Source organism: Pseudomonadota bacterium (assembly GCA_039028935.1).
Classification (GTDB): Bacteria; Pseudomonadota; Gammaproteobacteria; order Steroidobacterales; family SZUA-146; genus SZUA-146.
The window spans coordinates 1-25027 of sequence record JBCCHD010000047.1 but is presented as its reverse complement, the minus strand read 5'-3'; the positions used below and the strand labels follow the sequence as shown (position 1 = coordinate 25027).

Sequence of the window (25027 nt, the reverse complement as noted above, 5' to 3'; positions counted from 1 at the left end):
TCTCTGTCTTCTTCTTGAATTTTTAATAGGACAAGAAACCACGAGTAATATCTTACAAAGTAGGTCAAAGAAGGGACGAACGAACGGTGCAGTGAAAGTTGTTACGTCTCCTCTCGCTGCCTGTTTTGCGCCCCAACGTTTTCGCGTCGACCATGTGCTTGAGCTTGTCTGGAATTTCCATACCGAATTCCTTCGCGAACACTTGCGCCACGTGGTAAGACACGTCGAGCCCAACGGTGTCGGCCAGTTCCACCGGCCCCATAAACATGCCGAAGCGTTGCGCGGCATTGTCGATGGCGGCAAGGGGCACGCCCTCCAGCCCGATCTTCATCGCTTCGATCATGTAGGGAAACAAAATGCGATTCACGACGAAACCGGGCGCGCTGCGACACGGCAGCGGCAAGCGGCTGATTTGTCGTGTGAAGGCAATGCCCTTGTCGACCTCACCTCGGTCCGTGTTGTCGGTATAGATCACTTCTACGAGCTGCATTTTTGCCACGGGATTGAAAAAGTGTAGCCCGATGAGTCGCTCCGGGCGGCTCAGTGACTGATTGAGTGCCTCAAGCTTTATGCTCGATGTGTTCGTTGCTAGCACGGCGGTCGACTTCATCCTTGGCTCGATGGTGGCATACAGCGCTTGCTTGGCGTCGAGATTTTCGTAAATGGCCTCGATGATGACGTCGGCATTGACGATGCCGTCGCCGTCCACGTCCGGCATCAGTCGATCCATGGCCGCCTGGATAAGATGGGGTTTACGAAGTTTTTTACTGAACAACTTGTGCGCACGTTTAATGGCGGGCGCGATGTATTGTGCTTCGCGGTCTTGGAGCGTGACACGAATCCCTTTCAAAGCACACCAAGCTGCGATGTCGCCGCCCATCACGCCGGCGCCGATCACATGCACATGGTCAACCGGGAATTCGGTATCGGCGCCCATCGACTTCATACGGTCCTGCAACAGAAACACTTTGACGAGATTCTGTGCGGTTGGGCCGCAGATAAGTTCGGCGATCGAACGCGCCTCTTTTTCATACATCAGCGACGGATTCGACGCGTAATTCTTCCAAAGATCGATGATCGCGTAAGGCGCCGGATAGTGTTCGCGAGACGCTTTCTTAGCGGCTTGCTTGGCACTCATCGAGGCGATGAGTGGCCGTGCGGCGGCGGAATTTAATAGACGATTCTTGAGGGAAAGGCGCGCTTTCTTAGGTGGAGACAACGCATAATGTCGCGCAGTGCGCGTGAGGTGTCGACGCGGCACTACCGCATCGACCAGGCCGATTTTGCGTGCAGCACTGGGGCGCAATCCACGACCTGTGAGCATCATGTCCAGCGCTGCGATCGGGCCCACCAGACGCGGCGTCCTCACTGTGCCGCCGAAGCCTGGGTGAATACCGAGCATGACTTCGGGCAGTCCGAGTCGTGCAGAATCCTCATCGACGACGATCCGGTAGTCGCAGGCGAGTGCAAGTTCCAGACCGCCACCGAGCGCAAAGCCGTTAATCATCGCAATGGTCGGGCATGACAGTGCCTCGAGCCGATCGAGCACTTGTTGACCCGCACGTACCATTTCAAACGCCGCGTCGGGCGTCGTGACCTGCGTGAATTCGGTAATGTCGGCACCGGCGATAAACCCGCTGGTTTTGGCTGAACCGAACACCACCGCTTTGGGTTTAGTGGCCTCGAGTTCACCAAGAAGCACATTGAGCTCTTCCATGATTTGTTTGCCGAGTGTGTTCGCGCTCGCATCGACTTTATCCAGCATGGCCCAGGCAATCTGGTCGCCGTCGGTAGTGACTGTCCAGTTATTCATTGTCGTCATACCCTTTGGTTAAACTTGTTCAAGTAGCATAGCGCCGCCCTGGCCACCGCCAATGCAAAGCGTTGCCACGGCGCGTTTTTCGTTTCGTTGCTTAAGCGCGTGAAGCGCGTGTAGCACGATGCGGGAGCCGCTGGCACCGACTGGATGGCCGATGCTCACTGCGCCCCCGTCGATGTTCAAGCGCTCCGAATCCAGCGAACCCAACGCGCCGTCCAGGCCCAACGACCGACAGTAGTCGTCGCTTTCCCACGCTCGAACACAGCCCAACACCTGACCGGCAAAGGCTTCGTTAATTTCCCACACATCGATATCGCTCAGCGACAGTGCGTGTCGTTGGAGTAGTGGGGTGGTGGCGTGAACCGGCCCTAAGCCCATTTCCGCAGGGTCTAGGGCAGCCCATGAGGTATCGACCAGCATCCCCATTGGCGTTAGGTTGTGGCGGCGGAGGGCTTCTTCACTTGCCAAAATCAACATGGCGGCGCCGTCAGTGATCTGTGAACTATTCCCTGGGGTCACAATGCCCGCGCGCCGGTCAAACGCCGGTTTGAGTTTGGCCAATTTGTCCATGCTGCTGTCGCGACGCAAACCGGTATCACTGTCAAACACCGCTCCAGACGGCGAATAGAGCGTCTCTACCTCGGCCAGTCGTCCTTCATCGATCGCCGCGGCGAGGCGCTGATGACTGCGCACCGCGTAGGCGTCCATCTCGTCTCGCGTTACGCCGAATCGTTGGGCAACAATTTCGCAGGTTTGCCCCATATTGACGTTGATCGTGCTGTCGTTCAGCCCTCGAATGAGGCTGATAATCGGATTCATAAACGCCTTGAGTGGCACCTTCGCCATGGCTCGAGATTTTGCAAGCGCTGACCGGGCTCGCGCCGTGTCGGCAAACCAGTTGACCGCGGTGTCGTTGTAAATCAGCGGAGCACGGCTCATCGCTTCAGTGCCCCCGGCGAGGACCAGATCGGCGCGGCCGAGACTGATGTCTTTGGCCGCCGAATCCAGCGCTTGCATGGCTGACGCACAATTGCGCATCACGGTATACGCGGGCACCGCATGGCCACAGCCCAAACGCAGCGCCAGAATCCGCCCAATGTTCGCCTCGTCCGGGCTGGGCATGGCGCAGCCGAGGACGACCTCGTCCAGGTCCATTGGCTCAAACGACTGTCGGGCGATCAGTGGTCGTGAGGCGGCCACCGCCAGATCAGACGCTGAGAACGCGTTGGGGCGGCCAGCCGCGCGCAAGAAGGGTGTGCGACTGCCGTCAACAATAAATACAGGGCGTCCCGCGGGATAGGCGCGCGAATCGGGCATGATTTTCTCCGGTTAAATCACATCAGGTTTAGTTCATAAAACAATGAAATAAAAACTAAATATGTGAATAGAAGATTCGGAATGATGTGGCGCTGAGCGCATTACGCGAACTCGTAACCATCATAAAATCTAGTGCCTCGCAACGCAACAAAATGAGTGGGCGTTCGTGTGACGTTCTGTGTCGTCATGATGGCGTCAATGGCGCGTCAGGCCCCATGCGAGCCTCGGCCGGTCGCTCGCGTGAAGTCGGCAACCCAATCGCGCCTAGCGGACCGCTCGCCACGCGCAGGGCGATCATTCTGGTACATTGCTATCCCCATACTCTTCAGACACAGGGCGCGGGCATGACCGAATGGGTACTCCATAACTATTTTCGAAGCTCGACGTCCGTGCGCGTGCGCGTTGGACTGAATCTCAAACAGCTGTCCTATCACTACGCCTCCTATGCGTTGCTCGATAAAGCGCACAAGACGGACGACTACCTGGCGGTCAATCCGCAAGGGTTGGTGCCGGCACTGCAGCTGAGTCCGGACAAAGTACTGACGCAGTCGCTGGCCATTCTTGAGTATCTGGACGAAACGTGTCCGACACCTCCGATTCTACCCAGCGATGCATTGGGGCGAGCCAGAGTGCGGTCACTGGCGCTGATGATCGCGTGCGAAATTCACCCGCTCAACAATCTTGGCGTTCTCAATACTCTGCGCTCGCGGTTTGGTGCGGACGACACGGCGGTTCGCGATTGGTTTGCGCATTGGGTCAGCAACACATTCAGCGCGCTGGAATCGAGACTTGCCAACGAACCTGACACCGGGCGCTTTTGTCACGGCGACGCGCCGACCCTTGCCGATATTTGTTTGTACGCACAGGTACTCAATAACCAGCGTTTCGACGTGGATATGGCGCCGTATCCGGTTATCCGTGCGATTCATCACGAGTGTGAGGCGCTCGAAGCCTTTGCCCGCGCACATCCGTCCGCGCAACCGGATTCCCCGTAGCGCGCGATACGGGCAAGCGCTGGGATTTTTCATCAAGCCATCTTGGGAAGGGTGGCACCGGGCTGACGGTCGTCAAGCCGTCATCACACCCACCCAACCGTCAGTCTATGCCCGGTCAGTTCGCAAGCTGCAGTGAGGCAAATTCTCGATATAAGCCGTCTTCTTTTATCAACGTGTCATGCGTACCGGTAGCGACCACCCGGCCTTCGTCCATCACCACAATGCGATCGGCCTGTAATACCGTCGCTAAGCGGTGAGCAATAACCAGCGTCGTGCGATTTTCCATGACGTTATCGAGCGCACTTTGGACCATCGCCTCACTCTTGGCATCCAATGAACTTGTTGCCTCATCCAGCAATAGTATTGCAGGATGCCGCACGATCGCCCGTGCGATGGCGATGCGTTGCTGCTGACCGCCGGATAAGCGCACACCGCGCTCGCCTAAATACGTGTCGTAGCCTTGATCAAGCGCGCTGATGAACTCGTGGGCCAGCGCGGTTTTTGCCGCCTCGGTAATCGCGTCGATTGGGGTCTCGGGCAAGCCATAGGCGATGTTATCCGCCGCGCTACATGAAAAAATTTGGGCGTGTTGAGCGACAACGCCAAACTGACGACGAAGGTCGCCTTGTGCGACGTCGGTAATCGGCGCGCCATTTACGGTAATGACACCCTGTTGAACATCATAAAAGCGCAAGAGCACGTCCATCACGGTGGTTTTGCCAGCACCTGAAGGACCCACGAGCGCTACGGTTTCGCCTTCATTGACCGTCAACGAAAAATCGCTCAGTGCCGGTTTATCCGGTCTGGATGGGTACGCGAAGGTCACCTTATCGAAGGAAAAGGCGCCTGTGGTGGCATGGCCGAGTACAACCGGTGACTCGGGATCTTGGATCGCCGATGGCGTTGCCATCAGTTCAGCAATTCGTTCAACCGCGCCGGCAGCGCGTTGAAGCTGCCCCCACACTTCGCTCAGGCCGCCAGTCGCGCTCGCCGCGAGCAACGCGTAGAGAACAAATTGACCCAACGTGCCGGCAGTGGTGGTGCCGGACGCCACGCTGGTGGCACCACTTTTGAGCATCAGCGCAATGCCGCCAAATAGACTGATCGTCACCATGGCGGACATGAGGGATCGAAACACGATGCGTCGACGCGCCTTGCCAAACGCCGTCGACACCGCATCGCGAAAGCGGCCGCGTTCAAATTCCTCCGCGGCGAACGACTGCACGGTGTGTATGGCGTTTAACGATTCGGTCGCCAGCGCACTGAAATCGGCAATGCTGTCCTGGCTCTGTCGGGACAGGGTTCGAATTCGCTGACCGAAAAAAATGATCGGCGCCAGTACCACCGGTATCACCAGCGCCAGGGCGGCGGCCATCTTAGGCGCTGTGACAAACAGCATGACCACCGAGCCGATTAAAATGGCGGCGCTGCGTAGCGCGATCGAGAAACTGGAGCCCACAACCGTATCGATAAGCGTGGTATCCGTGTTCAGGCGAGATAGGACCTCGCCCGTGCGCGTGTGCTCGAAAAACGCTGGACTCAGGCCCGTTACGTGTCGGTACAAATTCGTCCGTACATCAGCGACCACTCGTTCGCCCAACCAAGAGACCCAGTAAAAGCGCAGCGCGGCAAAAATGCCCAGGCAAACGGCGACAACAAACAATGCGAGAAAATAGCGGTTGAGGTTGCCGAGATTGTCGCTCGAAAAACCGTTGTCGATCATGTAGCGCACGGCCGTCGGTAACACGAGCATCGCGCCGGCGGCCAAAATCAAAAACAGCAGCGCGTAGGCGACCTGGCGGCGATACGCGTAGGCGTAGGGCCATAAATAGCGGAGCGGACGAAGACGGTTTAGCGCCTCACGTGGATTACGGGTTGTCGGATTAATAGTGATGGCCAGTCTGATTCACGAAGTTCGCATTACGGTGTCGTTAAGCACATGGGACAGCTTGGACACGAGAAAATCGGCGTCCTGTCGAGTAAATGGTGACGGCGGTCGAATTTTCAATACGTTGTCATGCGGGCCATCGGTGCCAATGAGGACGCCGAGTTCTCTGAGACGATTCTTAATGTAACCGGCCTGCGCAGTGGCGGGCGTGAGTGCGACCTTATCGGTGACCAGTTCGACTCCCAAAAACAGGCCCATGCCGCGCACGTCCCCAACGAGAGGATGCGTGCTGAGTGTCTCCTCCAACGTGTTTTTGAGATAGTCGCCGCTGTCTTTTATATGTGCCTGCAGATTGTCCTGCTCCATCACTTCGAGCACGGCCAGGCCGGCGGCACAGGCCACCGTGTTGCCGCCGAACGTACTGAAAAACTCCATGCCATTGTCGAAGGTTTGGGCGATGGACGATGTGGTGATCACCGCCGCCAGTGGAAAGCCATTGCCGATGGGTTTACCCAGCACCACGATGTCGGGCACGACGTCTTGCTGTTCAAATCCCCAAAAATACTCTCCAGTACGGCCGAAACCCGTTTGTACTTCATCGGCGATACACACGCCTCCCGCGTCGCGCACCGCGTCATAGACCCGAGTGAGATAGCCTTTTGGGTAGACTAGCTGTCCACCCACACTGGGTAGTGATTCGGCGATATACGCACACAGCGGCGCCGGCAGTGTGGTTATGGTTTGACGCACTTCGTCCGCGTACCGTTCGGCGGCGTCGGGATTGTCACGTCGATAGCGACCACGATACACATCGACGGCGCTGACGATATGCACCCAATCGGGACAGCCTTCGCCGCCTTGGCCTTCGGCTTTGTAAGGACTGATGTCGATCAGCGACGTCGTATGGCCATGATAGGCATCGGCCATCACTATCAGATCCCGCGCCCCGGTTGCCGTGCGAGCAAGCCGCAGCGCTAGCTCGTTTGCCTCACTGGCTGAGTTGACCAGAAACACAGTATCGAGGGGGGCCGCGAGGCGTTCGGTCAGCGCCTCCGCATAATCGAGCATCGTTTCGTGCAGATAGCGGGTGTTGGTGCTCAAGGTCTTGAGTTGGCGTTCCACGGCGCGAACGACGTGAGGGTGGCAGTGACCGACATGCGGTACGTTGTTGTACGCGTCAAGATAGCAGCGACCATATTGGTCATACAGATATTGCATCCAACCGCGTACCACCTGAACGGGCCGCTCATAGGCGACCGACAGGCTGCTGCCCACTCGTGCATCGCGCCGTCGAAGCAGCAGGGTATCGTCGGTTACGGCGTGCGCAATCCGTTCTGGGTGGCAGCCGAGGAACGGTGCTGGATTGGGAAAGAGCTGCTGCCACAACCACCAATCACGAGCGCGACACACGCCATTGATGTCCGTTCCCCAATCGAGGTCCTCGAGCACCCACTGAAAGTGTAAATGAGGTGGCCAGTCGCCATTATCAGGTGGCGCACCCACCCGCGCGATTCGGGCCCCGCGATCGATGGTGTCGCCCACGTCAAGGTGCCCGAGGCATTCGGGGTCGAGGTGTCCATACAGAGTGTAAAAGGCGTCGCCCGCCAACTCGTGCCGGAGCACGATTGTTGGACCATAGTCCTGTCTAGCCGTCCGATTTTCAATGGCGTGCACGGTGCCGCTCAGCGGTGCGAATACCGGTGATCCGGCGACTAAGAAGATGTCGACACCCGCATGGATGGTGCGGGCGTCCTCGGCGGGGTGCGCGCCTGACTTGAAGGCCGGCGACTGATAGACGAGGCGGGGCTCGCCATAGCGGCCCAGCGCGACGTCGTCCGACGATGTGATCGGATCGGGCATGTCGCCGGCGAAAACATCAACGGGTTCTCCGGAAGCCGGGCTCAAATCCAGTACGGGCGCCTGTGCTAGGTCTTTGTCAACCATCGGGGACAGGGTTGTGTCCGACAGTGTGTGTGTGAGCGCGTCTTGCTTTTGCTTCAGCGGATGAATGTCGATCGCGGCAAGAACCCACCATTGTGCAAACGGGTTGGGCAGGCCGCGAAGCTGATCGATCAATCGCAAGGCAGGTTGCTGCGAAATCGTCACATAGTCGTCGCCGGTCTTCCTGCTGCGCATGCTGTGTGCCAGACTTTGCGCCAGGCGCAGACGCACCAGCGGCATGATCAGCTCGCCCTCGGCGCGCGACAGTGGCGTGATCGAATGATAGCCGGTGATTAACTCAGTGAGCACCCACCACGGATCGTCCTGGTTCATCATGAAGTACGTGGCGGCGATTGCCAGATCGCAAATGCGCGGCGCCCGGTGAGCGTCACCAAAATCAATGAGTCCGGCGACGTGCTGATGATGGGGATCGTAAAGAGACTGCGCTGAAAACAGCACATTGTGCTCGTTAATGTCGCCATGGATGGCCTGTGCAGGCAGAGCGGTCAACGCGTGATGGAAGGCGCTAGCCTCTCCCGTTCGATCGAAGTCGGCAATGGCGCTTGCGAGCCATTGACCGTGGCTCGGATAGGCGGCGATCAGATCGGCGGTCTGCTGGGTCAACCAGTCGACGTTGGTCAGGCGCCACGAGAAGTCGAGTTCGAGTCCCGCATGGTCGACGCCCGTCAGGCAGGCGTGGAGTTGCGCAAGCGATTTCCCCAACGCTCGGATACCGGAGCGCGTATACGGCTGTTGATCGGCGGCCAGCACCCCATCGAGAAACTCAACCACCCATATAATGCGTTCATTGCCACTGTCATCGAGAAGTGCGCCATGCCCGCTACCCGCCAGTGTTGGGACGGTGGCGGCTGTGGGGGGGAGGGCGTGGGCGTCCCCGGCGCGTCGCAGGTGATCGAGTATCGCAATCTGTTTGTGGACGAATAGCGGATTGGCGCCCGAGTGCATCACTTTCACGACAAGGCGCTGCCTCGCGTAGGCAGATGTTGATGATGAGTCAACAGTCAGCAGAAAGCTCTCATCCAAATAGCTGTAGAGTGCTTTCAGTTCGCCACGGAGTCCAAATTGCGTCTCGAGAGCGGTAGGGAGGTCAGGAGAAATCATCGTGTCAGAAATGTTAGTGGTACACAGAAAAAGGGAAGACTAATCGCCGCACCGATTGTGGGCCATAAGCCGGATCGTTACCAGCATCCTACCCACAGGGTTTCGTTGGCGTCGGCCAACGAGTTTTGCGCTCCGTGGAGCGTTGGCCCATTCAAAAAGACGGTGTTGTTGAGAATCTGCCTCGGCCTGCGTACTCTTTTGCTTGTTGAATAAGGGTTCTGGATACGTTATGCCATTTGTGACCTATTGTGATTCCGTTACGCCTGAGCACGCTCGAGTGGGTTGGCTAACGGACGATGTGGTGATGCCGCTTCGTGATGCAAAGCCATCAAATAGTCTCAAACATCTGCTGCATCAAACCGAGGGTGACTTATCGGTCTTAGTGCCGGATGAGCGTCAATGGATTCCGCTGGAGGCAGTGCGGTTTCGGCCGGTGATTGAGCGGCCGGGCAAGATTTTTTGTATCGGCTTGAACTACCACGCCCATCGCATCGAAACGGGCAATCAGGAGCGCGACCATCCCACCGTGTTCGCGCGTTTTGCCGACTGTCTAGTTGGCCACAACGAAGCGGTATGGCGCCCCAAGGTGTCACAGAAGATGGATTTTGAAGGCGAATTGGCCGTGATCATTGGTCGGTCAGGGCGTCATGTCGCCGTCGAGGACGCCATGCAGTTGGTGGCCGGGTACAGCGCGTTCAACGATATTTCGATTCGCGATTGGCAGCGGCATACTACGCAATTCACGCCCGGCAAGAATTTCGAGCGTACAGGCGCCTTCGGACCTGCACTCGTGACAACCGCGGAGTTGCCCGACCCGACCGCGTTGACGCTGACGACGCGACTCAATGGTGAGACCATGCAGCACACTACCACCGATTTGATGATTTTTTCGATACCGGAACTCATTGCGTACGTGACCACGTTCACGCGTCTCGCGCCGGGTGATGTGATCGTGACGGGTACTCCTGGGGGCGTCGGCGTGAAACGGGAGCCACCGATCTTTATGAAAGCGGGTGATGTTGTGGAAGTCGACATTACGGACGTCGGCTGCTTACGCAGTCACGTGGTAGACGAGCCTGAGGCATGACAACCGATCAAACGACGCTAAGACCGTCATTGCCCACTAAACAATCGACATCCGAAGGCTATACGCTCAACGATTGGCGAGCGCTGGGTGGGATGGAGCAAGTCGGCGATCACTCGCTGTTCGTGATCGATAGCGGCGCGGAGGCGAATCAGGATGTCATTGTGCTGATTCATGGCTTTCCGACATCCAGTTGGGATTGGCACAAGCAGTGGGACGCATTATGCGCGCGCTATCGAGTGATCGCGATGGATCTGCTGGGCTTTGGCTATTCGGATAAGCCGCGTCAGCGCTACTCCATTCACGAGCAGGCCGATCTTGTGCTTGCGCTTCTCGCCGCTCGCGGTGTGTCACGCTGTGCGTTACTGGCGCACGACTATGGCGATACCGTCGCTCAGGAAATTTTGGCTCGGTGTCGCCAGCAAGCGGCGCCCACTATCGTGGCGGCGTGCCTGCTCAATGGTGGCCTATTTCCCGAAACACACCGCGCCAGGTTTGCCCAAAAGCTGCTGGTCGGGCCGGCTGGAGGGCTGTTTGTGCGGTTAATGGGGCGCGCTGCGCTTGAACGAAATCTCACGGCGGTGTTCGGGCGTGAGACACCACCATCGCAAACTGAGTTGGACAATTTTTGGCAGCTAATGAATTACAATAACGGCCGTTCCAATATGCATCGACTCATGTGGTACATCAAAGACCGACGTGTTCATCGTGAGCGCTGGCTGGATGCGCTCAGAGTGTCGACCGTACCGTTGGCCCTGATCAACGGCTCCAGTGATCCCGTGTCGGGCGCACATATGGTGGCCCGCTATCGCGAACTCGTCGGTCGCGGTACGATTATTGAGTTGCCGACGATCGGCCACTACCCGCAGCTCGAGGCACCGGACGCCGTCACGCGTCACGCGCTGACATTTTTTGAGGAAACAGTATGACCGCGCATTACGATACGCTGATTCACGATGCGCTGGTGTTCGATGGTACCGGCCAAACTCCAGTACGCCAGGATGTCGCAATCGTCGACGGTAAAGTCGCCGCGCGAGCGGCGCATCTTGATGCCACAGCGGATCGTGTCATTGAGGCACGTGGATTGTGGCTCATGCCTGGGTTGCTGGACATTCATACCCATTTTGACTTGGAAGTGGAGCTCGCACCCGGGCTGCCCGAGGCGGTGCGCCATGGCACCACCACAGTGGTTGTGAGCAACTGCAGTTTGGGTTTGGCGTATGGCGCGCAACGCGATAAGGGCGAGAATGTTGATCCCATTGTTGATTGCTTTGCGCGAGTCGAGAATATCCCCAAACCCGTGCTTAAAGAAGTCGCGGATCGAGCCACATGGACAACTTCAAAAGACTATCTCGCGCATCTTGATACGCTGCCGCTTGGCGTTAACATTGTGCCGATGGTGCCGCATTCAATGCTCCGAATCGAAGTGATGGGGTTTGAGCAAAGTGTGGCCCGCGAACCCAACGAGAATGAAATCAAGCAAATGCAAGACTTGCTCGAACTTGCGATGAATGAGGGTTACGTGGGTTTTTCAACCGACGCCTTACCGTTCCACTTTCTGGCCAACGATCCAAATCGACGAAAAAAAATACCGACTCAGTACGGCACATTTAACGAACTCAAAGCGCTTACTGACGTGCTGCGTGGACACGATCGCGTGTGGCAAGCGACGCCGCCAAAAGACAGTCGTATTCAGATTTTGCGTAATTTTCTGCTGACCAGCGGGCGACTCTACGGTCGACCCCTCAGACTCACTGCGGTCGCTGCGCTCGATGTGGCGGCAAATCGCGGCCTGTTAAAAACCATTCGGTTTCTCACCCGTTTTCTTAACTCAACGTTGATCAAGGGTCGGTTCGCCATTCAGGGATTGGCCGCACCGTTTAAAGTGTGGGGAGAGGGACCGATTACGCCGATTTTCGAAGAGATCGACGAGCTGCGTTTGCTCAATGAGCCCGACTTGGAAGATCGGGAGGGACGTCAGGCGGTACTCAACGATCCGCAGTTTGAACGAGACTTTGTGCGCATGTGGACGCACGGCAAACGCGGATTTAGCGTGGCGCGGTTGAAGCGTTGGCTGTCGCGTGAAGACTACGCGTTTACCCGTAACATCGATGAAATGGTCATTGATCGTTGTCCGGTCGACGTGTGGTCGGGACTCGATCTGGGTGCCGTATTTGCGCGACTGCAGCGCTGGCAGAATGGCCAGTATGCGTGTGAGAGTGACGATGAGCGCCGTAGTTTCGAAAGTATGCCGTCACCTCTTGATTGTGAGGCGCGTTTTTTATTGGAAATGTTGCGCCAGTTCGACACCGATTTGTACTGGTATTCGGTCGTTGCCAATCGCGATCCCACGATCACGTTGGATACGCTTCTCGATCCACGAGTACTTCCCGGGTTTAATGACTCGGGCGCGCATTTAACCAATATGGCGTTTTACGATGCGAATTTGCGTGGCTTGCAATCCGCTATGGGGCGCGGTTTGGATGCGGTGGCCTATTTGGTCAAGCGCCTCACGCGTGACCCGGCGGAATTTTTTAACATTGATGCTGGATCGATGGATGTTGGCGCGCGCGCCGATCTGGTGTTGGTCGATCCACAAAAATTACGCGTGTACGACAGTGAGGCCGCCACGCGCTCGATCTATCGCGAGGCGTTTCGTCATGAGCAACTGGTCAATCGCAGCGACGATGTGGTCGCGGCTGTTTTTGTCGCGGGTAATCTGGCCTGGGAAAACAATGCGTTCACGGAGGCGCACGGAAAACAGCGTTGGGGACGGGCGCTCACTGCGGTAGCGTGACGCGTCGGGTAGTCATTCGGCGATAGGTATAACCCATCACCGACTCGTTACGTGTCCGGTGTTGTTAAACGATGTGTGCGGTTGATGTGATACCCCGAGCACGCCGAGACGTCGTCATGTTTGGTGGACGGCGCCGGGTTTATTCAGGCGGAGCAATTTCCAGTTCGAGACCTTCGACGTCGTCATTCATCATTATTTGGCACGATAAGCGCGAGCGACGTTCGTCGTAGGCATCAACTGACTCGAGCAACATGATTTCATCGTCTGCGGCTTCGGGCAGCTTTTCCGCCCACTCATCGGCGACATACACATGACAGGTCGCGCAGGCGCAGCAACCACCGCATATGGCCTCAATGTCGTCGTAGTCGGCTTCGACTAACACCTCCATGAGGCTGCCGGTACTGCTGGCGTCGATGACCTGTGATTCGCCCTGCAGGTCTTTAACAGTGATTTTTGGCATATCGTGCGTATCCTATGCGATGGGTATTGCAGCAAAGTGGACTGCCTTTGGCGGTGGGGGTTCCGGGTCAGCGAGACCTCCAAGTCCAGCGCGCATTATACGCAACCACGCGTCGATTTCATGTGGGAATCAAAAGGCCAGAATAGGGCCTGGTTGACCATTGCCCGCCCAAAATTCAGTGTCAGTGTGTGTCGTCTTGAGCGGGGGGTAGCGCGACCGTTGCGGTTCGCACGTGACTGGTGCCGCCCTGCCAGTCCGTCCAGACGATCAGGGCGGTGTGTTCGTCGACGACCCCAAGGCGAGGGAAGCCGCTTCTTCGGGTCGAGCTGACGGTGGCGATATCCAGCGTTCGTATCTTATGTCCTTGCGGGGTGTAGAGCGTAGTCTTGAGCACGGCGTTGTCGCGCTGAGTCTCGATCCAACCGACCATGACGCGTCCGCTGGGCGTGATACCGATGGAGACGCGACCGAGTGGGTTGGCGTCGCTGACCAGTACCGGTGCGTCGAACTGTGCACCGCCATCGTCAGACATCGCCAGTTGCACACGCGGTGTCGGCGTCGCCGTAAACCAGGCAACCGCAATCGTCTGGCCCTGCGCCGCTGCCTGTGGCCCATTAACCGGGCATCCGTTGATCACCCAATTGTCGCGATGCAGAGCGCGGGGCGGGCTCCAGGTCTTCGATGAATAGTCATAGCGCACATAAGCGATGTCGCGCACTTCGTCGGGCGATCGATCACGATAGAAAATGATCGCACCACTATCCGTATTGACGGCCGCGGTTTGGCAGCAGTCGCAGACTCGGTCATCGAGTAACGTGCTGTGTTCGATAAGGGGCGTGGGGGTGCTGGAAAGTGTGCGTGTACGTAAGGCCATGCTGCCGCTCGAATCGGCATGGCTGGCATGATCGCCGCCACTGGATCCGGTGTGGCGGCCATCCAGCCACGCCAGTGCCGGTTGTCCGCCAATCGAATAAAAACTCACAAAACCATGTTCGGTTTGGGTGCCATCGAGGTGGGGGCTACGTGATGCGCGCCACACACCGTCAATGCGCTGTCGTGTGATCACATCGTATGCATACGTGTCGGGTCCAGAGCGCTTAAGCCAGTGAGCAGCGAGTCGGTCGGAGTCCACGGCATACACGGCGGGAAAGTCGGCCCAGTTTACGAACCAATCGCCGCCGGTTGCGACAGTTTCTGATGCTGACCAATGTGTTTTGGGCGACCACGTTGAATAGCGTAGGCGATGTGTGTTCTCGCCCTGTGTTTCGATCCAACTGAGTATTAGCGGCGCGCCTTTGCCACCCGCAATAATGTTGGGAAGTTGCGCGTTAGTGGGTGCGGGGTTGTCGAGAGTGTTTATCGGTGGCGGGTGTTCACTGGGTGGTGCTTCACAGCCGCCGATCAGCACAACGAGCGACGTGAGCCACGCAAGTCGAATGGCTCGCGAACGATGCGGTCTGTTGTTCATTGACGTAGTGTGACCAAACGATTGGGAGGCCACAAGACAATCGCTCATGTTACGACCGTTCACTGCGTCGAGCCGTCGGGCCGACTTTTTTAATTTCCTCGAGAACGATCGAGGAGGTGGCGTCTTTTACGCCCGGCAAGCTTAGGATTTCGCGCTGGATAAACTCGCCAAATGCGCGCAGATCGACCGCGACAACATGGAGCATAAAATCGATGGATCCGGAGAGGAGGTGGCATTCCAAGACTTCTGGTTTTCGCAGCAGTGCCGCCCGAAATTGTTGAGCTAATGAGAAGTTTTGTCGTTCGACATTCACGGCAACAAAGGCCGCGACGTCGTAGCCTGCTTTTTTCGTATCAAGTTGTGCCTGGTAGGCGGCGATGACGCCGGACGCTTCGAGCGCTCGGACGCGCCGTTGACACGAGCTTGGCGAGAGGCTGGCCCGCTCCGCCAATTCGACCCACGACAGGCGAGCGTCGTCCTGCAGGGCGGTGAGAATCGCAATATCGTATTTATCAAGGTTGGTGGAATCCATCGGTTTAATCGATTTTTGTGCTGAAATACGGCAATACAATTGGCGATTATGATTGAAAACGGCAGTTTTCGCCATCAATAAGAAGGTATACTATGAAACCTTTTTATTGGAACAGGATGCTGCCATGAGCGACAACATGCCCCATAACCCGATGGGAACTGATGGATTCGAATTCGTCGAGTACGCCGCACCTGATCCAACAGCGCTTCGGCAGCTGTTCGAAAAAATGGGCTTTGTCGAGGTGGCTCGCCATCGGTCCAAAGATGTCACGCTGCACAAACAGGGAGACATCAATTTCATCATTAATGCAGAACCCGACAGTTTCGCCCAGGAATTTGCGCGCGACCACGGGCCGTGTGCCTGCGCCATGGCGTTTCGCGTCAAGGACGCCGGATTTGCTTTTGACCGTGCGGTAAAACTGGGTGCCACGCCGTGCCCCACGGATCCGGGTCCCATGGAACTCAATATTCCCGCCATTGAGGGCATCGGTGGGAGCCGGTTGTACTTTGTGGATCGGTACGCAAACGGCACGATTTACGACATTGATTTTGAATTTGTTGAGAACTGGCAAGAAAAGATGGCGGCTGCGAGTACCGGTCTGACGTACCTCGACCATCTGACCCACAATGTCCATCGAGGCCAGATGGATAAGTGGGCGTCCTTTTATGAGGATTTATTCAATTTCCGAGAAATTCGCTACTTCGATATCGAAGGACAGGCAACGGGACTCTTTTCAAAAGCCATGACCAGTCCGTGTGGCAAGATCCGTATCCCACTCAACGAAAGCCAGGATGAACACAGTCAAATCGAAGAATTCTTGCGCGAGTACAAAGGCGAGGGCATTCAGCACATCGCGTTAGGCGCGCACGACATTTACGACAGTGTGGATGATCTGACAGCACGTGGTGTGGGTCTTCAAGACACGATGGACGCCTACTTTGACCTGATTGATCAGCGTCTGCCAGGGCACGGAGAGCCAGTTGATGAACTGCGCAAACGTCGCATCCTGATTGATGGTGCACCGGACAAAGGACAAGGCTTGCTGCTGCAGATCTTTACCGAGAACGTTATCGGCCCGATCTTTTTTGAGATTATTCAGCGCAAAGGAAACGACGGCTTTGGCGAGGGGAATTTCCAAGCGCTGTTTGAATCACTCGAATTGGATCAGATTCGTCGCGGTGTGTTGGAAGCACCTGAAACCTGAGCGTGATGTTGGGCGAGCGTGAGGCAATCACGCTCGTCGAACACAGGGTGCGATCGATACGTTAGGTTGGCGCGGGTGACCCGTCGACCTGAGTGTTCAGATAGCGCCGGAAGAGCCAAACGCTAAACAGTGCGCTGAGTGCATTGCCAATAACCACGCCGCCGAAAATGCCGGTGAGTCCAAATAGTCGCTGGCCAATCCACGCAAGCGGAATGACGAGAACCACCAGTCGCACGACGGTCCCAAGGAGCGTTAGACCGCTGCGGCCTGATGCATTAAACGCGGTGTTGTATACGATAAACAGCGCATAAAACGCACCGCCTAGCGGCATGATCCACAGGTAGAGTGCGACGTTATCGATAACGACTGGATCGTCGCTAAATATATGACCAACCCAGCCGCTCAGGACCACGAGCACCAGGTACACAATCAACTGAAAGACGAAGCCAAAACGAAGTGCAATGCCCAGGGCCTCGCGCGCTTTGGTTGAATTGCTGGCGCCAAAGTTCTGCGCCATATAGGGCGATAACGCGGCTGTAAGCGCGAACGACACGACCATCGCCATGCTCTCGATGCGGCTGCCCGTGCCGAAGGCGGCCACCGCCGCCTCGCCATGTGTTGATACGAATTTGGTGAGCACCGCGACCCCAAGAGGAACCGCCATGTTGGCTAGCGAGATCGGTGCGCCTAATTTAAACAATTGCCAAGTGTCATCGATGAACGTGCGGACGTTAGGAACGGCGATCAACAACAGTTTTTCGCGTATACCCAGCAGCCACAGTGAGCCGAGAAAGGTGACGATCCAGGCGATCACCGTCGCGACTGCGGCACCGCGGATGCCCATTTCTGGAAACGGACCGATACCAAAAATGAGCAGCGGATCGAGCACGATGTTCACCACGCCGCTGCTGATCATCAGCAGGCTAGGCCAGAAGGTATCCCCGGTCGCGCGTATCGCTGAGTTGCCGATGTAGGGCACAACCAAAAAGACGCAATATAAATACCAAAGATCGATGTATTCGTGAATTAACGCGATGGTGGCGGGGCTGGCACCGAGGAGGGTGAACAGGGCATCGACGGTGCTGAGGCCGACAACGGCAATAACAGCCACCACAATAATGCCGGCAATAATGGCATTGGTTGCGATGCGTGCGGCTGTGTTTTTGCGTCCAGCGCCGATGGCCTTGCCCACCGTGATCGAGAGCGCGATTGTGATGCCAATGGCGAGGCTAATAATTGTGAACGTCACCGGAAAGGTGAACGAAATGGCCGCCAGCTCCTGTGTGCCCAATAGCCCAATAAAGTACAAATCGACCATTTGAAACAAAAACATCGCCGCGATGCCCCAGACCATAGGAATGGTCATGCGGCGAAGGACCGGAGCGGTGGGGCCGTTAAGAATGTCGTCGGGCGTGATTCGCATACTGTCAGATCAGAAAAACGTGGAGGTATTCTACTTGTTGCGCGTGAATAAATCCTGAGCATGCGACCGGTCGAGTGGGTAGGGCGCTCAAGCGACGCGGTGGGTGAAGAGGGCAGTTGTGCCGACAAGGCGCGCGCAGCGCGCATGGCCGCGCAGTCGATCAGGACCGCCGCAATGGCACATATCCGTGTCGCTTGCCCAGCGTTTGGCGCGAGGCGTTGGATTAAAATACAAAGATTGGCGTGCCTGAACGGGTACGATGAACTCGATGCGGAGAGAACAGTATGGCAGATCGGATAGACGGTAAGGCACACGCTCAAGCGTTGCGAGAAGAGATCGCCCGCGAAACGGCTGATCTGGTGGCAAGCGGCACGACCCCGGGGCTTGCCGTGGTGATTGTCGGATCGGATCCTGCCAGTCAGGTCTACGTGCGCAGCAAAGGCAAAATGGCCAAAGAGGTCGGGTTTAACTCTTTCACGCATGAGCTGGCCGAGGACACATCGCAAGACGCGTTGCTGTCGCTTATCGATCAGCTCAATAACGACGCCAGCGTGCACGGCATTTTGGTACAGCTTCCGCTGCCTAAGCATCTCGACGAACAATTGGTGATCAACACCATTTCGCCCGACAAGGACGTGGATGGTTTTCACATCAACAACGTGGGCAAATTGGTGATCGGCGACGACGGCTTTGTCCCCTGCACGCCATTGGGATGTTGGCTCATGGTCAAAGATCACGTGCCGGATTTGTCTGGCATGAATGCGGTGGTCGTGGGGCGTTCCAATATTGTGGGAAAACCGATGGCGTCGTTGTTGTTGGCCGAGAGTTGTACGGTCACCATCGCGCATTCGAGAACGCGGGACTTGCCCGCGCTTTGTCGGACCGCCGACATACTGGTGGCGGCGGTGGGCCGACCCGAGATGATCAAAGCTGACTGGATTAAGCCGGGCGCTATTGTCATCGATGTCGGTATTAATCGCATCGAGGCGCAAGACGGTGGCAAAGGACGGCTTGTCGGCGACGTCGATTTTGATGCGGCCGAAGCCGTCGCTGGCGCCATCACGCCGGTACCGGGCGGGGTAGGTCCGATGACCATCGCCTGCCTCCTGCGCAACACGCTCCAAGCGGCCAGACGACTGGGATGATCATTTTCGTTCAATAATGACTTAAGCTATTGATTTTGTTAAGCTGATTGCGGAAAACGCTCGGTCATAATGTGCCGCGGCGTCGAATCGTCCTATACTCCCTGACAGTGGTAATAGTGTCCCAGTAAGAAGGGCGCGCCAACTCAATTCAGGGGAACAATATGATCAACTCAATCTCTCGATGGGGGCGGCTGGCGCTTGTGCCAGTGATCGCCATGCTGGCCGTGCCCGCCTGGTCGTGTCCGGTTGCGACCACCGACGGCGGCAGCGACGTACGGAATTTGACGTCGGCCAATTTCTCGCCGCTGGGTTCGGTGCGCGCCGATGATCTCGTGGCACCGGCAACCCGTGCGATTGCGGCAACACCGTGCACCGGCGGCTTCGCGGCCGGCTATCCATGCAGCAACGTCGATCTTCTGTCGTTCATGCCGCTGGGTGACATCGGTGGTGGAGCTGGAAACGACATCTGGGGCTGGACGGATCCACAGACCGGCAAAGAATACGCCATTATGGGTCGTTCGAGCGGCACCTCGTTTGTGGACATCTCCGATCCGATCAGTCCGGTTTACTTGGGCAATTTGCCCACGCATACGTCGAATTCGACCTGGCGCGACATCAAAGTGTCAAAAAACCACGCCTACATTGTGAGTGAAGCGTCCGGCCATGGCATGCAGGTGTTTGACTTGCGTCAATTGCGCGGCGTGACCACACCGCAAACGTTTTCCAACACAACGCACTATGGTGAGTTTGGTAACGCGCACAATATTGCGATCAATGAGGAAACGGGCTTTGCGTATGCGGTCGGTACCAGCACGTGTTCAGGTGGTCTTCACATGATTGACGTTTCGTCACCGGCGGCACCCAGTTTCTCCGGTTGCTACTCCGATGATGGCTACACACACGACACACAATGTGTCGTGTTCGCCGGCGACTCGCATAGTTTTCATCACGGCAGCGAACTGTGCTTCAACTCAAACGAAGACACGCTGACTATTGTGGATGTCAGCAACAAAGCCAACCCAGTACAAATCGCGCGCCTACCTTATGCTAATTCGGCGTACACGCACCAAGGCTGGCTCACCGAAGACCACAATTACTTTCTGCTCGACGACGAACTCGACGAGAGCGGTCAGGGGCACAACACCAAAACCCGAGTGTTTGATGTCAGTGATCCGTCTGCGCCGTTTCTCGCGGGTGAACACGTCAGCTCAACGGCCGCCATCGATCACAATATGTACGTGAAAGGCGAATACGCGTTCCAAGCCAATTATCGCGCGGGCTTACGCATTCTCAAAGCGGAGGATCCCGCCAACGCGGTGCTGGTCGAAGAGGCCTTTTTTGACGTTTATCCAAGCAATGACAACGCGAATTTTAATGGCGCCTGGAGCACCTATCCTTACTTTGAAAGTGGCACGGTGATCGTCAGCGGCATCGAGTCTGGGTTGTTTGTTCTGCGCCCGACCAGTCTCGCGCCAACGTTCCGCTTGGAGATTGATCCTGAGCGACTGGATGTGTGTGGTGTCGGCAGTGCCTCGGCCGATCTTGAGCTGGCCGCATCGGAAGGGTTTACCGAGGAAGTGGCACTCACGCTTTCCGGTGCACCGCCGAATATTACCGCGACGCTAACCGAGAGTGTGATGGTGCCACCGGCGACCGTGGGTGTGGATGTGTCGGTGACAAAATCCGGATCCGGTCAATATCGCCTGACGATCGATGGTGATGTGGGCAAGGAGCGCGAATCGGTTGATCTGGATGTTGAGGTATCTGACAGTGCGCCGCTTAGCGCGGGTATTCAAATGCCGGCTAATGGCTCGACAAACGTATCAGCCAATCAGCCGTTGCACTGGACATCGGTTGATGGCGCTTTCCGCTACGATGTCGAGGTTGCGACCGACGCCGGCTTCACTAACGTCATTGTGAGCGCGACCGATCTGTCGATGCCGACGTATGCCGGTGGTGCCTTCCCCAGCGACAGCACGTTGTATTGGCGTGTCACCAGTCACAATGCGTGCGGTAGTTCTACCTCGGTAGCGGCCTCGTTCACGACCGCCGCTCCGGCTTGCACGACCTACACGAGCGCCGATGTGCCCAAGACCATCGATGCGTCGTCGGTCAACACAATCAGTTCTACGTTGACGTCCAATTCGATTGGAGAAGTCGTGGATGTGAATGTGATCGACCTTCGCGGTTTGCATTCCTATCTGGGCGATTTGACGTTTGAACTCATTGGGCCACAGCTTCACGCACATCGCGGTCCCGGCAACAATCGACACGCCGAAAATGCCATGGTGCGCATCATTGAGGAAAGCTGTGGGAGTCTTGATGATTTCCATGTGAGCCTCGATGACCAGGCGGCGACACCGCTGCCGTGTCCTTATAACGATCAGGGCACGCACTTACCGAGCAATAACATGTCCGCCTTTACTGGAAACCCAGGAACCGGCGATTGGACACTCAATGTTAGTGACAGCTATCCGGCTGATGGTGGAACGCTGATCGGCTGGGGGCTCGAAATCTGCACCACACCGTCGCCGCAGTTCCTCGACTCGGATGGGGATGGCGTCGCCGACGATTTGGATAATTGTGTGCTCGTAGCCAACCCAGATCAGCGCGACACACACGGCGATGGCATTGGCAACATTTGCGATCCCGATCTAAACAATGACGGGACGGTGAACTTCCTGGATTTGGCCGAGTTTAGCGACAACTTCTTGCAAACCGGACCTGGGCTCGATGCCGACTTTAACGGGGATGGCACCGTCAACTTCCTCGATTCGGCGATCATGCAAGACTTTTTCTTCGGACCACCGGGGCCTAGCGGCATCGCGACGTTCTAGTCTAAGTTTGGCACGTAACACAGCGCGGCCGGGTTTATCCCGGCCGCGTTGCGTATCGGTTGTTTAAACGGCGTTTGATCTCGATCTAAGCATCATGATTTGTAGTCGGGCTCTTGCTCGTCCAGCAAACGCAATAGCGCCGGCCACTCATATTTACCATGCGGAAAGTGGGCGTAATCCTGCGCGGTTTTTTCGCGTAACGATGCGGGCGGCACCGCCAGGGTTTGACCGGTGGACATGGCCGCGATTTGCACCGCGCACGCGCGGTCTAAATAGAACATTTTGATAAACGCTTCACCGACTGTGGCCCCGCAGGTTAGTAGTCCGTGATGCTTAAGAATCATGGCGCGATGCGACCCGAGACTCGCCACCAAACGCTCGCTTTCAGCACGGTCAACCGACGCGCCCTCGAAGGGGTGGTAAGCCACTCGGTTGTGAAAGACCATAGCGTCCAACACCAGCGTAGTGAGACCGTCTTTGAGCGTGGATACTGCCATGCCTGCCGGCGTGTGCGAATGCATCACACAAGCGACATCGGCATGCGCAGCGTGGATGCCGCGGTGAATAACAAACCCTGTGGTGTTGATGGCATCAGTACTGTCTGCGGTTCCCGGGTTAAGCACATGGCCATCGAGGTCAATCGTCACTAGGTTGGAGGCGGTGACCTCGTCAAATCGCAGACCGAAGCGATTGATTAAAAAACCGTGTCCGCCCGGAATTTTGGCAGTGATGTGATTCCACACAATGTCGCTGAAGCCAAAACGCGCGGCTAGTCGATAGGCGGCGGCCAATTCGATTCGTCGTTGCCGCTCTTCATCTGTCATGGTTTTCCTCGCCCGTTGCGGTTCATCACCGCATGGTAGCACCAAACGTTTCTCGGGCTTTACCTGATTGGGTAAGTACCTGGAAGACATAACAATTGCACCTCCTTTATTAGTTTGACTAATAGTGGGTTGAAGGGTTTGACCCGCCCTGCTGGGGTGGCTACCTTGCGTGTGTTGATCGGATTCAAGGCTCGCACTTATGCCGCTTGGTTTACTGACATCAGGCTTGCGTCGTCGATACCGCGCTGGCGACCATTTCAACGCGCAAAAGCCGCTGGCTAAGCGTTATGACGTGGTCATCATCGGCGGCGGCGGACATGGCGCCGCAACGGCGTACTACTTGGCGAAGTACCACGGCATCACCAACGTAGCGATTCTTGAGAAAGGCTATTTAGGTGGGGGTAATACCGCGCGGAATACGGCCGTCATTCGGTCCAATTACTTGACGCAGGAGGGCGTCGAATTCTACGCCGAATCGGTGCGATTGTTTGAACAGCTTAGTAACGAATTTGGTTACAACATTCTCTATGAGCCTCGCGGTCAGTTGACCCTAGCGCAATCGGATGCGGCCGTACGCAGCATGCGTTGGCGAGCGGAAGTGAACCAACATCTGGGCGTGCGCTCTGAACTGGTTGATCGCCAAACGATTCGCGAGTTGGTGCCCCATCTCAATTTGGATGGCAATACGCGATATCCGATTATGGCGGGACTTTGGCATGCCGATGGGGCAACGGCGCGGCACGACGCCGTCGTGTGGGGGTACGCTCGTGGTGCGTGCGCCCGAGGCGTCGAGCTGCATCAATTGACCGAGGTGACTGGCATCGACGTAGAGCATGGTCGTGTCAACGCCGTGAACACGAACCGCGGGCGTGTGGAAGCCGATGTGTACGTGCAGGCCGTGGCGGGTAGCAGTTCGCTGGTTGGCCGTATGGCGGGGCTTAGGCTACCGTTTCACACCTATCCATTGCAAGCGATGGTGACCCAGCCCTACAAGCCTTTGCTCGACCCACATGTGAGTGCGCCGCAGCTGCACATTTATACCCATCAGACCTCCCGAGGAGAGTTTGTGATCGGTGGTGGTTCGGATCCGTCGCCGCTGTACAACACCCGCGCTACGCTCGAAATGCGCGAACAACTTGCCACGTCCATCCTGGAGCTATTTCCGTTTCTTGCGCAGGCGCAGCTATTGCGACAGTGGGCCGGCATGACCGATATGACGCCAGACTACAGCCCGGTCATGGGTGAGTGTGAACTGACGAATTATTATCTTGACGCCGGCTGGGGCACGTGGGGATTTAAAGCCACGCCCATTTGTGGCAAGACCATGGCTCAGCTGGTCGCTACGCGCCGTGTACCGTCGCTGATCGAGCCGTTTGCTCTTGAGCGATTTTATCGCTTCGAACAAATTAACGAAGCCGGTGCCACGGCGGCGAGTCACTAAAAATGAAACGCATGAAGTGTCCTCTGAACGGCGAGCGCAATATCGCCGAGTTTATTTACGGCGGAGAATGCCATGATATGCCGAACCCAGAGAGCAGTTCCTCAGCCACCTGGGCTGAGTATGTGTTCTTTCATGAAAACAAGGCGGGTATCGTGCTCGAGTGGTGGTGTCACGCACCCACCTCGTATTGGTTCTTGGCCGAGCGCAATACGCTGACCGACGAAATCGTGCGCACGTTCGAAGCGAGTGAACGGTTTGGCGGCTCAAACGTTTCACCACAATCCGCATCAAACGACGACAGGCGAGATGTCGATGAGCGATAAACGTGCGGACGCTCGGAACGTGAGCGGCACGGAGGCGCGGCTCGCGAAACCGTTTGGCTCGCGGCTGGATCGAACGCAACCCCTGCGTTTTACGTTCGAAGGACATCCCTATGTGGGTTTTAAGGGCGATACGGTAGCGAGCGCGCTGGCGGCATCCGGGCAGTTTGTGTTGAGCCGTTCGTTTAAGTATCACCGCGCTCGCGGCGCGGTAACAATGGCAGGACATGACGCCAACACCCTGGTTCAGACACCGGATAATCCCAATGCACTCGCGGACCGAGAGCCACTCACAGACGGTCTCAGCGTGAATCCGGTGAACGTCTCGGGATCATTGATGCGCGACCGCTATCGATTGCTCGGTTGGCTCAGCCGCTTTTTGCCGGTTGGGTTTTATTACAAAGCCTTTT

19 protein-coding genes are annotated in these 25027 nt (G+C 56.8%); 10 read left to right on the top strand and 9 right to left on the bottom strand.

Annotated elements, in window-relative coordinates:
* Window positions 1-64: 64 nt before the first annotated feature.
* Both AAF465_15550 and AAF465_15545 read right to left on the bottom strand, forming a co-directional pair.
* On the bottom strand, window positions 65-1813 hold the full coding sequence (locus AAF465_15550) for a 3-hydroxyacyl-CoA dehydrogenase NAD-binding domain-containing protein (GenBank protein ID MEM7084143.1): 1749 nt from the start codon (window positions 1811-1813) through the stop codon (window positions 65-67).
* Window positions 1814-1831: 18 nt separating this feature from the next.
* Window positions 1832-3136 (bottom strand): acetyl-CoA C-acetyltransferase, encoded by a 1305-nt coding sequence (locus AAF465_15545; protein MEM7084142.1) that lies wholly within the window; start codon window positions 3134-3136, stop codon window positions 1832-1834.
* Window positions 3137-3480: 344 nt separating this feature from the next.
* Here AAF465_15545 and maiA point away from each other — a divergent pair, with 344 nt between their 5' ends.
* Window positions 3481-4131 carry a maleylacetoacetate isomerase gene (gene maiA / locus AAF465_15540; protein ID MEM7084141.1) on the top strand — a complete coding sequence of 217 codons (651 nt, stop codon included), beginning with the start codon at window positions 3481-3483 and terminating at the stop codon, window positions 4129-4131.
* A gap of 115 nt (window positions 4132-4246) precedes the next feature.
* Here maiA and AAF465_15535 read toward each other — a convergent pair whose 3' ends face one another.
* Together AAF465_15535 and AAF465_15530 are read right to left on the bottom strand one after the other, a co-directional pair.
* Window positions 4247-6019, bottom strand: a complete 1773-nt coding sequence (locus tag AAF465_15535) for an ABC transporter transmembrane domain-containing protein (GenBank protein MEM7084140.1) — start codon at window positions 6017-6019, stop codon at window positions 4247-4249.
* 18 nt (window positions 6020-6037) lie between these two features.
* Complete coding sequence (locus AAF465_15530) at window positions 6038-9082, bottom strand: aminotransferase class III-fold pyridoxal phosphate-dependent enzyme (protein MEM7084139.1); 3045 nt, start codon at window positions 9080-9082, stop codon at window positions 6038-6040.
* A gap of 229 nt (window positions 9083-9311) precedes the next feature.
* Here AAF465_15530 and AAF465_15525 point away from each other — a divergent pair, with 229 nt between their 5' ends.
* The 3 genes from AAF465_15525 to AAF465_15515 are packed head-to-tail and all read left to right on the top strand — an operon-like array spanning window position 9312 to window position 12963.
* Window positions 9312-10169, top strand: coding sequence for a fumarylacetoacetate hydrolase family protein (locus AAF465_15525; protein MEM7084138.1), 858 nt, complete (start codon window positions 9312-9314; stop codon window positions 10167-10169).
* The gene (locus tag AAF465_15520; protein ID MEM7084137.1) at window positions 10166-11095 is read left to right on the top strand and encodes an alpha/beta hydrolase; all 930 of its coding nucleotides are present in this window, start codon (window positions 10166-10168) and stop codon (window positions 11093-11095) included. The genes AAF465_15525 and AAF465_15520 overlap by 4 nt, the downstream gene beginning before the upstream one ends.
* On the top strand, window positions 11092-12963 hold the full coding sequence (locus AAF465_15515; GenBank protein ID MEM7084136.1) for an N-acyl-D-glutamate deacylase: 1872 nt from the start codon (window positions 11092-11094) through the stop codon (window positions 12961-12963). Before AAF465_15520 ends, AAF465_15515 begins: the two co-directional genes overlap by 4 nt.
* 139 nt (window positions 12964-13102) lie before the next feature.
* On the opposite strand, the gene AAF465_15510 is transcribed toward AAF465_15515, so the two are convergent.
* From AAF465_15510 to AAF465_15500, 3 genes are all read right to left on the bottom strand, one after another.
* Window positions 13103-13423 carry a 2Fe-2S iron-sulfur cluster-binding protein gene (locus AAF465_15510; protein ID MEM7084135.1) on the bottom strand — a complete coding sequence of 107 codons (321 nt, stop codon included), beginning with the start codon at window positions 13421-13423 and terminating at the stop codon, window positions 13103-13105.
* Window positions 13424-13604: 181 nt separating this feature from the next.
* The gene (locus tag AAF465_15505) at window positions 13605-14939 is read right to left on the bottom strand and encodes a hypothetical protein (GenBank protein MEM7084134.1); all 1335 of its coding nucleotides are present in this window, start codon (window positions 14937-14939) and stop codon (window positions 13605-13607) included.
* 1 nt (window position 14940) lies between these two features.
* Window positions 14941-15423 (bottom strand): Lrp/AsnC family transcriptional regulator, encoded by a 483-nt coding sequence (locus AAF465_15500; GenBank protein MEM7084133.1) that lies wholly within the window; start codon window positions 15421-15423, stop codon window positions 14941-14943.
* Between the two features lie 124 nt (window positions 15424-15547).
* Between AAF465_15500 and hppD the strand changes: the two genes are divergently transcribed.
* On the top strand, window positions 15548-16627 hold the full coding sequence (gene hppD, locus AAF465_15495; GenBank protein ID MEM7084132.1) for a 4-hydroxyphenylpyruvate dioxygenase: 1080 nt from the start codon (window positions 15548-15550) through the stop codon (window positions 16625-16627).
* Between the two features lie 61 nt (window positions 16628-16688).
* Here hppD and AAF465_15490 read toward each other — a convergent pair whose 3' ends face one another.
* Window positions 16689-18050 (bottom strand): MATE family efflux transporter, encoded by a 1362-nt coding sequence (locus AAF465_15490; protein ID MEM7084131.1) that lies wholly within the window; start codon window positions 18048-18050, stop codon window positions 16689-16691.
* Between the two features lie 284 nt (window positions 18051-18334).
* Here AAF465_15490 and folD point away from each other — a divergent pair, with 284 nt between their 5' ends.
* Both folD and AAF465_15480 read left to right on the top strand, forming a co-directional pair.
* Window positions 18335-19195, top strand: coding sequence for a bifunctional methylenetetrahydrofolate dehydrogenase/methenyltetrahydrofolate cyclohydrolase FolD (gene folD / locus AAF465_15485; protein ID MEM7084130.1), 861 nt, complete (start codon window positions 18335-18337; stop codon window positions 19193-19195).
* A gap of 161 nt (window positions 19196-19356) precedes the next feature.
* Window positions 19357-22032 (top strand): choice-of-anchor B family protein, encoded by a 2676-nt coding sequence (locus tag AAF465_15480; GenBank protein MEM7084129.1) that lies wholly within the window; start codon window positions 19357-19359, stop codon window positions 22030-22032.
* A gap of 92 nt (window positions 22033-22124) precedes the next feature.
* Here AAF465_15480 and AAF465_15475 read toward each other — a convergent pair whose 3' ends face one another.
* Window positions 22125-22946 (bottom strand): class II aldolase/adducin family protein, encoded by an 822-nt coding sequence (locus tag AAF465_15475; GenBank protein ID MEM7084128.1) that lies wholly within the window; start codon window positions 22944-22946, stop codon window positions 22125-22127.
* A 109-nt stretch (window positions 22947-23055) separates the two neighbouring features.
* Between AAF465_15475 and AAF465_15470 the strand changes: the two genes are divergently transcribed.
* From AAF465_15470 to AAF465_15460, 3 genes are all read left to right on the top strand, one after another.
* A complete protein-coding gene (locus AAF465_15470; GenBank protein MEM7084127.1) occupies window positions 23056-24297 on the top strand; it encodes an FAD-dependent oxidoreductase in 1242 nt (413 codons plus the stop codon).
* Between the two features lie 2 nt (window positions 24298-24299).
* A complete protein-coding gene (locus AAF465_15465; protein MEM7084126.1) occupies window positions 24300-24620 on the top strand; it encodes a sarcosine oxidase subunit delta in 321 nt (106 codons plus the stop codon).
* On the top strand, window positions 24610-25027 hold a 418-nt coding region (locus AAF465_15460; protein ID MEM7084125.1), incomplete at its 3' end, for a (2Fe-2S)-binding protein. The genes AAF465_15465 and AAF465_15460, both read left to right, overlap by 11 nt.

What these genes read in the sequence shown, in the direction of transcription:
- AAF465_15550 (MEM7084143.1), bottom strand. Translation starts at nt 1,813, where the DNA reads ATGAATAACTGGACAGTCACTACCGACGGCGACCAGATTGCCTGGGCC.
- AAF465_15545 (MEM7084142.1), bottom strand. Translation starts at nt 3,136, where the DNA reads ATGCCCGATTCGCGCGCCTATCCCGCGGGACGCCCTGTATTTATTGTT.
- maiA (MEM7084141.1), top strand. Translation starts at nt 3,481, where the DNA reads ATGACCGAATGGGTACTCCATAACTATTTTCGAAGCTCGACGTCCGTG.
- AAF465_15530 (MEM7084139.1), bottom strand. Translation starts at nt 9,082, where the DNA reads ATGATTTCTCCTGACCTCCCTACCGCTCTCGAGACGCAATTTGGACTC.
- AAF465_15525 (MEM7084138.1), top strand. Translation starts at nt 9,312, where the DNA reads ATGCCATTTGTGACCTATTGTGATTCCGTTACGCCTGAGCACGCTCGA.
- AAF465_15520 (MEM7084137.1), top strand. Translation starts at nt 10,166, where the DNA reads ATGACAACCGATCAAACGACGCTAAGACCGTCATTGCCCACTAAACAA.
- AAF465_15515 (MEM7084136.1), top strand. Translation starts at nt 11,092, where the DNA reads ATGACCGCGCATTACGATACGCTGATTCACGATGCGCTGGTGTTCGAT.
- AAF465_15510 (MEM7084135.1), bottom strand. Translation starts at nt 13,423, where the DNA reads ATGCCAAAAATCACTGTTAAAGACCTGCAGGGCGAATCACAGGTCATC.
- AAF465_15505 (MEM7084134.1), bottom strand. Translation starts at nt 14,939, where the DNA reads ATGAGCGATTGTCTTGTGGCCTCCCAATCGTTTGGTCACACTACGTCA.
- AAF465_15500 (MEM7084133.1), bottom strand. Translation starts at nt 15,423, where the DNA reads ATGGATTCCACCAACCTTGATAAATACGATATTGCGATTCTCACCGCC.
- hppD (MEM7084132.1), top strand. Translation starts at nt 15,548, where the DNA reads ATGAGCGACAACATGCCCCATAACCCGATGGGAACTGATGGATTCGAA.
- AAF465_15490 (MEM7084131.1), bottom strand. Translation starts at nt 18,050, where the DNA reads ATGCGAATCACGCCCGACGACATTCTTAACGGCCCCACCGCTCCGGTC.
- folD (MEM7084130.1), top strand. Translation starts at nt 18,335, where the DNA reads ATGGCAGATCGGATAGACGGTAAGGCACACGCTCAAGCGTTGCGAGAA.
- AAF465_15480 (MEM7084129.1), top strand. Translation starts at nt 19,357, where the DNA reads ATGATCAACTCAATCTCTCGATGGGGGCGGCTGGCGCTTGTGCCAGTG.
- AAF465_15475 (MEM7084128.1), bottom strand. Translation starts at nt 22,946, where the DNA reads ATGTCTTCCAGGTACTTACCCAATCAGGTAAAGCCCGAGAAACGTTTG.
- AAF465_15470 (MEM7084127.1), top strand. Translation starts at nt 23,056, where the DNA reads ATGCCGCTTGGTTTACTGACATCAGGCTTGCGTCGTCGATACCGCGCT.
- AAF465_15465 (MEM7084126.1), top strand. Translation starts at nt 24,300, where the DNA reads ATGAAACGCATGAAGTGTCCTCTGAACGGCGAGCGCAATATCGCCGAG.